Origin of the sequence: Flavobacterium luteolum, assembly GCF_027111275.1 — a bacterium.
In the GTDB taxonomy this organism is placed as follows: Bacteria; Bacteroidota; Bacteroidia; order Flavobacteriales; family Flavobacteriaceae; genus Flavobacterium; species Flavobacterium luteolum.
On the sequence record NZ_CP114286.1, the window covers coordinates 5,086,152 to 5,098,712 of the forward strand.

The following is a 12,561-nucleotide window of genomic DNA, read 5'->3' on the forward strand; positions in this document are numbered from 1 at the left end:
ATGTAAAAAGTTAAATGTAAAAAGACAACATTTAACCTCCTCTCACATTTTACATCTAACGTTTTACAACAAAAAAAATGAAAAACTTTGCCGAGCTTATAAAAACCTTAGACAGTTCTAATAAAACATCGGTAAAAGTTGATGCGCTGACGAATTATTTCCTAAAAGCAAACGACGAAGACAAAGTCTGGACAATCGCTATTCTTTCGCATCGTCGCCCTCCCCGACCCGTTAATACGACTTTATTACGTTTATGGGCAAACGAATTGGCTAATATTCCGCTTTGGCTGTTTGAAGAAAGTTACCATATTGTGGGTGATTTAGCCGAAACGATTGCGCTTGTAATTCCAACCACAAAAGAACATTCTGATAAAAGTCTAACTGAATTTTTACAGGAAATCATTGCCTTAAAAAAGAAAACTGACTCAGAGAAAAAAGAATATTTACAAACCAACTGGCTGAATTTAAATTATTACGAAAGATTCGTTTTCACTAAATTAATAACGGGCAGTTTCAGAATTGGTTTAAGTCAAAAATTAATGACTCGAGCACTTTCTAAAGCCGAAAATATTGATGAAGATACACTCGCTTATAAATTAATGGGCGACTGGAATCCGAATACGATTACGTTTCAAGAATTGATTTTGGACGAAAGAAGCAGCGATTATTTATCGAAACCTTATCCTTTTTATTTAGCTTATCCAATTGAAGGTGAACTTGAAAATCTTGGAAATCCCGAAGACTGGAGCGCCGAACATAAATGGGACGGAATTCGATCTCAAACCATTATTCGCGATAACGAAATTTATGTCTGGAGCCGTGGCGAAGAATTAGTAACCGATAAATATCCAGAATTTCAATCTTTCATTGGCAATATTCCCGACGGAACGGTTATAGACGGCGAAATTCTTCCTTTTATAGACAATCAAATTGGGACATTTAATGATCTACAAACCCGAATTGGTCGTAAAAATGTATCGGCTTCTGTTTTAAAAAATACGCCAGTTATTATTAAAGCTTACGATTTATTGGAATGGCAGGGAAATGATATTCGCAATCTTCCTTACGAAGAACGCCGAACCTTATTAGAAGAATTATTTACTGGTTTAATCGGAAAAGAGATTCCGTTACAGCTTTCCGAAAGAATTCATTTTTCAACTTGGGAAGATGTTACAAACGAAAGATTAAAATCGCGTGAAATGAAAAGCGAGGGTTTAATGCTGAAACGAAAAGATTCTCCCTATTTAGTTGGAAGAAAAAAAGGTGATTGGTGGAAATGGAAAATTGAACCTTTAACGATTGATGCCGTTCTCACCTATGCCATGCGCGGACACGGAAGACGATCTAATCTATTTACTGATTATACTTTTGCGCTTTGGCAGGAAAATGAAAATAAGGAACGTGAACTCGTCACTTTCGCGAAAGCGTATTCTGGTTTAACTGATGCAGAATTCAGAATGGTCGATGATTTCATCAAAAAAAATACTTTAGAAAGATTTGGACCTGTTAGAAGCGTTACGCCGAAGTTGGTTTTCGAAATTGGTTTTGAAGGAATTGCACTTTCAAAAAGACATAAAAGCGGAGTTGCAACCCGTTTTCCGCGTATTTTAAGATGGCGACACGACAAAAAAATTGAAGAAGCCAATTCAATCGAAGATTTAAAAAACATGATTTTATAATGAATAGAGAGCAATTATTTAAGATCGCCAGCGAATGGTTTGAAAGTCAGGGATGGAAACCTTTTCCGTTTCAGACTCAGACTTGGACAGCTTTCTTGCAGGGCAAAAATGGCTTGCTAAATGCTCCAACTGGAAGCGGAAAAACCTATGCGCTTTGGCTTCCTATCATTTTAAATTATATTAAAGAAAATCCGAATTATAAAACTAAACATATTCCTGGTTTAAAAGCGATTTGGATTACGCCACTTCGCTCATTATCTGTCGAAATTAAACAAGCCGCAGAAAGAGTTTTAGCAGATTTAGACATTCCAATGACAGTTGGGATTCGGTCGGGAGATACATCTTCTGCAGAACGCTCCAAGCAAAAAACCAAAATGCCAGATTTGCTGATTACAACTCCCGAAAGTCTGCAACTGCTTTTAGCCACAAAAGGGTATTCTAATATTTTTAAAAATTGCAGTTCCATCGTAATTGACGAATGGCATGAATTACTCGGAACCAAACGTGGCGTACAAGTTGAATTAGCCTTATCAAGATTAAAAACCGTTGCTAAAAATATTCGAATCTGGGGAATCTCAGCCACAATTGGTAATCTACAACAAGCGCAGGAAGTTTTGCTTGGAGTAGATTCTGAAGCGTATCATAATTCCGTTTTAATCAAAGCGGTAATTAACAAGAAAATAAAAGTTGTTTCCATTATTCCAGACGAAATGGATACCTATCCGTGGCGTGGACACATGGGATTACATCTGATTGATGAAGCCGCAAAAATTATAAAAGCCAGTAAAACGACGCTTATTTTTACCAATGTTCGTTCAGCTTGCGAAATATGGTATCAGAGATTGTTAGAAAAATATCCTGAATTTGCTGGAGAAATGGCCATGCATCACGGAAGTATTGATCGGGAAACCAGACTTTGGGTTGAAAATGCTATTCGGAACGAAGAATTAAAAGTCGTAGTCTGTACTTCTAGTTTAGATTTGGGTGTTGACTTTGCTCCTGTCGAATCGATTATTCAGGTCGGAGGCCCAAAAGGCGTTGCCCGTTTCATGCAGCGCGCTGGACGAAGCGGACATCAGCCTGGAAAAGAAAGTGTTATTTATTTTCTTGCCACTCATGCCATTGAATTAATAGAAGCTTCTGCATTGAAAAAAGCGGTTGAAAACAGCGTGATAGAAGATCGTGTTCCGTATTTAAATAGCTGGGATGTTTTGGTGCAATACCTTAATACGCTTGCCGTTTCTGACGGATTTTATCCAAACGAAATTTTCAAAGAAATTCAGGGAACTTTCAGTTATCAAACCATTTCGGATGAAAACTGGAACTGGATTTTAAATTTCATTACACAAGGAAGTCAAAGTCTTCATGCTTACGACGAATTTAAAAAAGTGGAAATTGACGAAAACGGCTGTTACAAAATAAACAGCAGAATGATTGCCATGCACCACAGAATGCAGATTGGAACTATTGTTGGCGATGCTGTGATGAACGTAAAATATCTCAGTGGCGGTTATATCGGCACGATTGAAGAATGGTTTATTTCGAAATTAAAACCGGGCGATACTTTTATTTTTGCTGGAAAAAAACTGGAATTATTCAAAATCAGGAATATGCAGGTTTTGGTAAAAAAAGCGAGTCCGAAGAAAGAATCTAAAATAGCGAGCTGGATGGGCGGACGTTTGGCTCTTTCTTCTCAAATGAGCGAATTGCTTCGAAAAGAATTATATCGCGCCAATACCGACAATCTTTCGCCAGAATTAAAAGCTTTACAGCCTTTATTTCAAAGGCAGCGAAAAGAATCTATTGTGCCGAGTTCAGATGAATTTTTGATTGAAACTTTTAAAACCCGAGAAGGATTTCATGCTATTTTTTATCCGTTTGAAGGGCGCTTTGTTCATGAAGCTTTAGCCAGTTTATTGGCATTTAGAATTAGTTTACTGCAATCGATCACATTTTCTTTGGCTTATAATGATTATGGTTTCGAATTGCTTTCAGATCAGGAAATAGATATCGAAGCCGTTTTAGACAATAATTTATTTTCAACCGAATATGTGCATCACGATTTGCAGAAAAGTTTAAATTCAACCGAAATGGCGAGACGAAAATTTAGAGATATAGCGGTAATTTCAGGATTGGTCTTTACAGGTTTTCCAGGAAAAATGGTTAAGACCAAACATTTACAAAGCGGTTCTCAATTGCTGTTTGAGGTATTTAGAGACTTTGAACCTGACAATTTATTATTGCATCAAGCGTATCGTGAAACCTTTGAACATCAATTAGAAGAAGGACGTTTGATTTTGGCTTTGGAACGAATTGCAAATCAAAAAATTATCCGGAAACAATGCTTGAAACCGACTCCTTTTAGTTTTCCTATTATTACCGATCGATTGAGAGAAAAGCTTTCGAGTGAAACTCTAGCCGAAAGAATTCAGAAAATGACTGCATCATACATGAAATAGACCTTATGAATATTCAATTAAAAAACGAAAACTTTATACTTCATGCCAGCGGTGCTGTTTTTTGGGAAAAGCAAAAAACGGTTATTATTTCTGATGTGCATTTGGGAAAAGTGACACATTTTAGAAAACACGGAATCGCAGTTCCGCAAAATGCTATTTCAGAGAATTTTAGAAGAATAACTGCCGTATTGGATTATTTTCTTCCTGAAAAAATCATTTTTTTGGGAGATTTATTTCACAGCATCAAAAATACAGAATGGAATTTATTTGAGGAATGGCTTTCGAATCATAAACAAGAGACCTATTTAATAACTGGAAATCATGATATTATTGATGAAATTCATTATAAAAAAATTGGAGTGATTGTTACAGAGATTTTAGAAATTGACCGTTTCTTTTTCACGCATCATCCAACCGAAAAAGAAAATTTATTTAATTTTTCAGGCCACATTCATCCTGGAATTGTCTTGCGTGGCTTGGGTTTGCAGACTTTAAAGCTTCGCTGTTTCTTTTGCAGACCCAATCAGATTATACTTCCGGCTTTTGGTGAGTTTACTGGAAAATATTTTCTAAAGCCTAGTTTCGAAGATACTATTTATGCTATTGCCGGAAATGAAGTTATCCAAATTAACAAAGAATAACGTAATGTTTTGGTAAAAATAAATTAATAAATTATTAATAATCAGCAAAATATACGGTTTTTATATATAAAATACAATATCGATGTTTTAGAATTTAAGCTTACATTAGTTGGATTAACTTATAAAGCTTTGAAAATGAAGAATATCACATCAAAATTTGACAAAGTCCTAAACAATTCTACAACCTACGGAAATGTTAATCATGAACCCGATTCAAGTACAGAAACGCAGTTAAACACCCCAGAAAAATCAATGCCGTTTTCGGATCAGATTGGAAATTACCAGCGTAATATTGGTATTCCGCTCAAATCGTATGAAAACAGCAAAATTTATATTGTAGGAAGCGGTATTGCCGGAATGGCCGCTGCTTATTACTTCATTCGCGATGGAAGAATTCCCGCTAAAAATATCACTTTTTTAGAGCAGCTTCATATTGATGGAGGTTCGCTGGACGGAGCAGGAAATCCAAAGGAAGGCTATATTATTCGAGGCGGACGAGAAATGGATATGACTTATGAGAATCTATGGGATATTTTTCAAGATATTCCAGCCCTAGAAATGCCACCTCCATACACAGTTTTAGACGAATATCGATTAATCAACGATAATGATTCCAATTATTCTAAAGCGCGATTAATCCATAAAAATGGAGAAATAAAAGACTTTAGCAAATTTGGTTTAAATAAAAAAGACCAGCTGGCAATCGTTAAACTTTTATTGAAAAGAAAAGACGAGTTAGACGATTTGACCATCGAAGATTATTTCAGCGAAACGTTTCTGGAAAGCAATTTCTGGACCTTTTGGCGCACCATGTTTGCTTTTGAAAACTGGCACAGTTTATTAGAACTTAAATTGTATATGCACCGTTTTCTTCACGCGATCGACGGATTAAACGATCTTTCTTCTTTAGTTTTTCCAAAATACAATCAATACGATACCTTTATTACACCGCTTCGAAAATTTCTAGAAGAAAAAGGTGTGAACATTAAATTTCATACATTAATCAAAGATCTAATTATTCAAAGTAATACTGAAGGTAAATTAGTCGAAGGAATTATTACTGAACACGAAGGAAAAGAAACCAGACACCCTATAGGCAAAGACGATTTTGTAATTGTAACCACTGGTTCTATGACTGAAGATACTTTTTATGGAGATAATAAAACAGCTCCAATTATTAAAATCGACAACTCGACTAGCGGAAAAAGTGCTGGCTGGATGCTCTGGAAAAATCTTGCCGCAAAATCTCCTATTTTTGGTAAACCAGAAAAATTCTGTTCAAATATCGAAAAATCATCTTGGGAATCGGTTACGCTTACATGCAAGCCTTCTGCTCTTGTAGAAAAATTAAAAGAATACTCGGTAAACGATCCGTATTCTGGAAAAACAGTTACTGGAGGAATTATCACGATTACCGATTCTAACTGGTTAATGAGTTTTACCTGCAACAGACAGCCTCATTTTCCAGATCAGCCAGATGATATTTTAGTACTTTGGGTTTACGCCTTATTTATGGATAAACCAGGAAATTATATCAAAAAAGTAATGCCTGAATGTACTGGAGATGAAATCTTAACCGAACTATGTTTCCATGTAGGAATTCTAGACAAATTGGATAATGTGGTAGAAAACACGATCGTGCGAACTGCTTTTATGCCTTACATCACTTCCATGTTTATGCCGAGAGCAAAAGGTGATCGTCCTAGAGTTGTTCCTGAAGGATGCAAAAATCTTGGCTTAATTGGACAATTTGTAGAAACAAATAATGATGTTGTCTTTACTATGGAAAGTTCTATTAGAACGGCTAGAATTGCGGTTTACAAATTGCTGAATTTAAATAAACAAGTTCCAGATATTAATCCGCTGCAATATGATATTCGACATTTGCTAAAAGCAGTTAGAACACTGAATGATGGAAAAGCATTTTTAGGAGAAGGCATTCTGCATAAAGTTCTTAGAGGCACTTATTTTGAACATGTTTTGCCACCAATTGAAGAAGATAAAGAGGAACATGAATCTTTTATTGCCGAACAGGTTAATCGATTTAAAGATTGGATAAAAGGCGTAAAAGATTAATCTATAAAAAATACGTCTTTAAAACTCTTTAAATGTTTTTATCTAAAGCATTAAATCAAAAACCCAGTAAAACTAAATTTACTGGGTTTTCTTGTTTAACTCTAAATTGTAATCAGAAAATAAACATTATTGTTCATCGTTATTCATGGCAGACATCAATAAAGTGTAGGCATTTTTTACAATTATTTTTGAAGAAGTAGAAATCGCATCAGAAATAATCTGATTATAACCTTCATTTTTAACTCCAGACTTTACTTCTACCATTTGAAACTGATTGTTTCCAAGTTCTGTAAACACATAAAATTTACCTTCCCAACGCACTACAGCATCTTCTGGAACTGTCAATGCTTTTTGGTTTTCAATTTCAACTTCTGCATTCACAAACAAACCAGGCAAAAGTGCCGGATTATATGTATTGACTTTACAGATGATTTCGGCTGCACGGTCTCCGTTTAAACTTTGGTTGATAAAAGCAATTTTTGCTCCGTATTTTTTAGTATCAGATGCATTTGCATAAACCATCACACTTTGGCCTATAGAAAGAGAAGCAACATCTTTTTCGAATGCATTTAAAGTCAATACAATGTCTTTTTTATCGATTAATTCAAAAAGCATATCGGTTGAATTCACATACTTTCCGATATTGACATTTACTTTAGAAACCAAACCATTAATAGGCGAAACCACTTTTATGGTTTTACTTATATTATTTACGTTTAATGTTTTAGCATTAATTCCTAATAAGTTTAATTTTTGTTCCAAAGAAGACATTGTAATACGTTGCGTACGCATTTCGGTTGTAATCTGCTCCAAAACCTTATCACTCGCTGCCTTGTTTAGATTAAGTTCTTTTTGTCTTTTATGTTCGTTTTGAGCCAATTCAAACTTTTCTTTAGCCATAAGATAATCTTGCTGCAATTCAATAAACTGCATATCTTCTAAAACGGCCAAAACTTGTCCTTTCTGCACATTCATTCCTGCAATTAAATTGGTGCTTTTTACATAACCTCCCAATGGAATGCTAATACTTATCACGCTTTTTGGCGGAACAGTTACTGTTCCTTGAAGCTGTAAAATCTCTTTTACATTTTTCAAAGTCGGATTACCGCTTACTAATCCAGCATTTTTAACCTGTTCAGGACTTAATTTAATGATATTAATGCTTTTAGTTTCAGCATCTTTATTTTCTTCCGTTTTCTTATTTCCGCAGGAAACTAGAAAGATAGCGCCTATAAACGCTGCAATATATTTTTTCATTTTAAATGTTATTTAGATTTTGAAGAGTTACAACTGCTTTGTTATAAGCATTGAGTGCATCTAGATATTCGCTTTTGATTGTAATAGCTTGATTCACTACTAAAACCCATTGCAGATAATCAATATCACCATTTTGCAGCTGACTGCTTGAAGCCTCAATAATGGTCTGAGCATTCTTTAACCCTTCTTTTTCGTAGTATTCTAAACTTTCCTGATATTTTTTCACTTCTCGATCAGCGTTTTCCAGATTGGTTTTCATCTCAATTTTAGCTGCTTCAGAAAGCTCAACGTAACTCTCATATTCTGCTTTTGCCGCACGCTTTCGCTCTGTCTGACTTGTAAAGAAAATCGGAATTGAAAGTCCAGCATTGATATAATTAAATCTTTGGGAACTATTGTAATAAACTTCCTGACCTAAAGCATTGGTTTGATCACCAATAATGCTTAAATTATTATACCCTAAAGTAATTTCTGGAAGCAGTTTTGCACTTTCTGTTTTCCATCTCCACTTTGCAGATTCCGATTCAAATTGCGAACGCTGAACAGCTGGAAGATTCTCTGCTTTTAAATTTTCAATTAATGACGGATTCAAAACTGCTTTTACTTTTTCTCTTTTCGGAGCATAGGCTACTTTATCCTGAAGAACAGAATTAAACAGATTTAAAGCAATTTCAAGATCTCGGTTTACCATTACCAATTGATTGCTGTAAAATTGTCTGGCAGACTGCGAAGCACTTTTTTCTAGAACATTGGCTTCACCAGCTTTAAATCGTAAATCTGATTTTTTCTCCATAATTCTATAAATGGAATCGGCATAAACCAAAAGTTCTTTTTTACTTTCGAGCCATAAATAATCATAATAGCTGTTACGAACTCTGGTTTTAATTTCCTGAGAAGTCAGCTGCACTTCGGCTTTAGCTTTATTAAAATCGGCCTGTAATGCCTTTTTCTGATTGCTGTAAACAGTAGGAAAAGCAAAAGTCTGACTGATTCCAAAACGAGTATCTTTCTGCGCGCTATTAAATTGACCATAATCTGCATCTATTTGTGTTTGCGGAAGATTATAAGCCGTTTTCTGCAAATGGCTTTTAGATTGTTCGTTTAACTTAGCCGATTTAATTGTTCTGTTATTCTGAATCGCAATTGAAATTGATTCGTCTAACGAAATTGGTAATTGTTGCGCATTTGCCATATTACCAATAAAAAGAATGCTTAATAAAATGGTTAGATTATTCATTTGTTTTTTTCTCTTTTTCGTAAAAACTTTAGCGTGGTACGTCATTAAATAAATGGCAGGAAGTACAAACAATGTTAAAAGAGTTGCTGTTACCAATCCGCCGATTACAACGGTTGCTAACGGACGCTGTACCTCTGCTCCTGCTCCGTTGCTTAATGCCATTGGCAAAAATCCTAAAGAAGCTACAGCTGCGGTCATTAAGACCGGACGCAATCTGTTTTTGGTTCCTAATAGAATAATATCAAATGGATCTGTGATTTCGCCATGTTTTTGAATTCGGTTGAATTCGGATATCAAAACGATTCCGTTTAATACGGCTACTCCAAAAAGCGCAATAAATCCGACACCTGCAGAGATACTAAAAGGCATATCCCTCATAACTAATGCAAAGACACCTCCAATTGCAGAAAGCGGAATTGCGGTAAAAATGATAATTCCTTCTTTAAACGATCTAAAGGCAAAATATAACAGAGCAAAAATCATTAATAAAGCAGCAGGAACTGCAACTCCCAATCTAGCTTTGGCTTGCTGCAAGTTTTCAAAAGCACCACCATACGTAATATAATAGCCTGGATCAAATTTGATTTGCTGATTAACTTTTTTCTGCAATTCTTCCACTATCGACTGTACATCTCTACCTCGAACATTAAATCCGACGATGATTCTACGTTTTGCATTTTCTCTCTGAATCTGATTTGGGCCTTCTACTTCATCTACTTTTGCTACTTGATAAAGCGGAATCTGCATTCCTGATGGTGTTGCAATTAGAAGATTTCGAACGTCTTCGATACCTTTTCTTCCGTTATCTTCCACACGAATCACCATATCAAAACGTTTTTCACCTTCATAAATACTTCCGGCAACGGCACCAGCAAAAGCGGCATTAATTGTTGCATTTACATCTGCAACACGTAAACTATATTTTGCCATTTCTGCCCAATTGTAATCAATTACGATTTGAGGCATTCCGGTTACTTTTTCTACATATAAATCGGCCGCACCTTCAACAGTTTTGCTAATTGCTCCCAGTTTTTCAGCATATTCTGAAAGTTTCTGAAGATCTTCTCCATAAATTTTACAAACCAAATCCTGCTTGGCTCCTGTCATTAATTCATTAAAACGCATCTGAACCGGAAACTGAAATCCTGTTGTCACTCCAGGCGCTATTCTTTTAACGGTTTTCGTCATTTTATCAGCCAATTCTGGAAACGAAGAAGCACTTGTCCACTCTGATTTGTCTTTTAAAACAATAATCATATCTCCACCTTCAATAGGCATTGGATCGGTTGGAATCTCGGCACTTCCAATTCTCGATACCACCTGTTGCACCTCTGGAAATTCTTTCTTTAATTCTTTAGAAATTTTCGTGATGGTTTCTGTTGTTGTAGAAAGATTAGTTCCTAAAAGCAAGCGCGTTTCTACAGCAAAATCTCCTTCTTCCAATTGTGGAATAAACTCTCCTCCCATTCTTCCGAATAATAAAACCGCTATTCCGAAAAGCACAAATGCTCCGATAACAATTGCTTTCCTGATGCCTAAAGCCTTAGTCAGCCATCCTTCATACGCTATTTCTAATCTTTCCATAATACGATCAGAAAGATTCTTTTTATGGCTGATTTTTTTACTTAAAAATAAAGCGCTAACCATTGGCACATAAGTCAATGACAGAATAAAAGCTCCCAAAATGGCAAAAGCAACAGTTTGTGCCATTGGTTTAAACATTTTTCCTTCGATACCTTGCAAAGAAAGAATCGGCAAGTAAACAATCAGGATAATAATTTGTCCAAAGACAGCCGCATTCATCATACGCGCAGCAGATCCAGTCACTTCTTTATCCATTTCGTCTTGAGAAATATTCGAAACCGACTGGTATTTTTTAGAACTGTGAAGATGATGCAGAATAGCTTCTACAATAATAACGGCTCCATCTACAATTAATCCGAAGTCTAAGGCTCCGAGACTCATTAAGTTCCCGCTTACGCCAAAAGTATTCATCATAATAATGGCAAAAAGCATCGCTAGCGGAATAACAGAAGCAACAATAAAACCTGCTCTAAGATTTCCGAGGAATAACACTAAAATCAGAACAACTATTAGAGCGCCTTCAATCAAGTTTTTTTGAACTGTTCCTATGGCATTATCTACCATTTTTGTTCGATCTAAGAAAGGCTCAATTTTTAAACCTTCAGGAAGGATTTTTTCAATTTGAGCAATTTTATCTTTTACATTGACAATAACATTATTGGCATTTTCTCCCTTTAACATCATCACAATTCCACCAACAGATTCTCCGTATTCGTCTGTCGTTAAAGCACCATAACGAATAGCTGACGAAATTTTGACATTCGCCACATCTTTTACCAAAATTGGCAGTCCGCCTTGAGTACTTTTAACTACAATATTCTCAATATCTTCAATACTTTTAGCTAAACCTGTACTTCTAATATAAGAAACCGTTGGCCCTTTCTCGATATAAGCTCCACCTGTGTTTTCATTGCTATTATTTAAAGCGGTAAAAACATCGCTAATCGTTAAGTTCTGCGCTTTCAATCTGGCCGGATTTACAGCAATTTCATACTGTTTAAGTTTTCCTCCAAAAGTCGAAACATCGGCAATTCCTACAGTTCCTAAAAGCTGTCTTCTAATAGTCCAATCCTGAATTGTCCTTAAATCTTCAAGAGAGTATTTTTCTTCGTAACCTGGTTTTGGTTTTAATACATATTGATAGATTTCGCCTAAACCAGTTGTAACTGGAGCCATTTCTGGTCTGTTGGCATTTCGGTCAATTTCTACCTGCTGGAGTCTTTCAGCAATTTGCTGTCTGGCCCAATACACATCGGCATCGTCTTCAAAAACAACACTTACTAATGAAAGTCCAAAACGAGAAATACTTCTGCTCTCTTTAAGATGAGGAATATTACTGATCGCCTGTTCTATTGGGAAAGTAATTAATCTTTCGACGTCTTCGGCTCCTAATGATGGCGCTGTGGTAATAATTTGCACCTGATTGTTTGTGATGTCTGGTACGGCATCTATAGGTAATTGGGTAACCTCGTACACACCGTAGATGATCCACAGCAGTGTAAAGATTCCAATTGCCAGTTTGTTCTTAACTGAGAACTGAATTACTTTATTAAGCATAAATGTATTAATTAGAAAATAATAAATGAACCACCAAAACATTACGTTTCAGTCGCTTCAATAAAAATTTT

General features: G+C 35.6%; 6 protein-coding genes. 4 read left to right on the forward strand and 2 right to left on the reverse strand.

The annotated features are described in order from the left end of the window. Nucleotides 1-77 precede the first annotated feature (77 nt). From OZP10_RS21755 to OZP10_RS21770, 4 genes are all read left to right on the forward strand, one after another. Nucleotides 78-1,679, forward strand: coding sequence for an ATP-dependent DNA ligase (locus OZP10_RS21755; RefSeq protein ID WP_281632750.1), 1,602 nt, complete (start codon nucleotides 78-80; stop codon nucleotides 1,677-1,679). Then, complete coding sequence (locus OZP10_RS21760) at nucleotides 1,679-4,138, forward strand: ligase-associated DNA damage response DEXH box helicase (RefSeq protein ID WP_281632751.1); 2,460 nt, start codon at nucleotides 1,679-1,681, stop codon at nucleotides 4,136-4,138. The genes OZP10_RS21755 and OZP10_RS21760 overlap by 1 nt, the downstream gene beginning before the upstream one ends. A gap of 5 nt (nucleotides 4,139-4,143) precedes the next feature. After that, the gene (gene pdeM, locus OZP10_RS21765; RefSeq protein ID WP_281632752.1) at nucleotides 4,144-4,779 is read left to right on the forward strand and encodes a ligase-associated DNA damage response endonuclease PdeM; all 636 of its coding nucleotides are present in this window, start codon (nucleotides 4,144-4,146) and stop codon (nucleotides 4,777-4,779) included. Nucleotides 4,780-4,914: 135 nt separating this feature from the next. After that, nucleotides 4,915-6,855: an oleate hydratase gene (locus OZP10_RS21770; RefSeq protein WP_281632753.1), complete on the forward strand. Its 1,941-nt coding sequence runs from the start codon at nucleotides 4,915-4,917 to the stop codon at nucleotides 6,853-6,855. Between the two features lie 126 nt (nucleotides 6,856-6,981). On the opposite strand, the gene OZP10_RS21775 is transcribed toward OZP10_RS21770, so the two are convergent. Next, nucleotides 6,982-8,112 carry an efflux RND transporter periplasmic adaptor subunit gene (locus OZP10_RS21775; protein WP_281632754.1) on the reverse strand — a complete coding sequence of 377 codons (1,131 nt, stop codon included), beginning with the start codon at nucleotides 8,110-8,112 and terminating at the stop codon, nucleotides 6,982-6,984. Between the two features lies 1 nt (nucleotide 8,113). Next, nucleotides 8,114-12,490, reverse strand: a complete 4,377-nt coding sequence (locus OZP10_RS21780) for a CusA/CzcA family heavy metal efflux RND transporter (RefSeq protein ID WP_281632755.1) — start codon at nucleotides 12,488-12,490, stop codon at nucleotides 8,114-8,116. Between the last annotated feature and the right edge of the window lie 71 nt (nucleotides 12,491-12,561).

Coding starts and splice junctions, on each gene's coding strand:
- OZP10_RS21755 (WP_281632750.1), top strand. CDS start 78: ATGAAAAACTTTGCCGAGCTTATAAAAACCTTAGACAGTTCTAATAAA.
- OZP10_RS21780 (WP_281632755.1), bottom strand. CDS start 12,490: ATGCTTAATAAAGTAATTCAGTTCTCAGTTAAGAACAAACTGGCAATT.
- pdeM (WP_281632752.1), top strand. CDS start 4,144: ATGAATATTCAATTAAAAAACGAAAACTTTATACTTCATGCCAGCGGT.
- OZP10_RS21770 (WP_281632753.1), top strand. CDS start 4,915: ATGAAGAATATCACATCAAAATTTGACAAAGTCCTAAACAATTCTACA.
- OZP10_RS21760 (WP_281632751.1), top strand. CDS start 1,679: ATGAATAGAGAGCAATTATTTAAGATCGCCAGCGAATGGTTTGAAAGT.
- OZP10_RS21775 (WP_281632754.1), bottom strand. CDS start 8,112: ATGAAAAAATATATTGCAGCGTTTATAGGCGCTATCTTTCTAGTTTCC.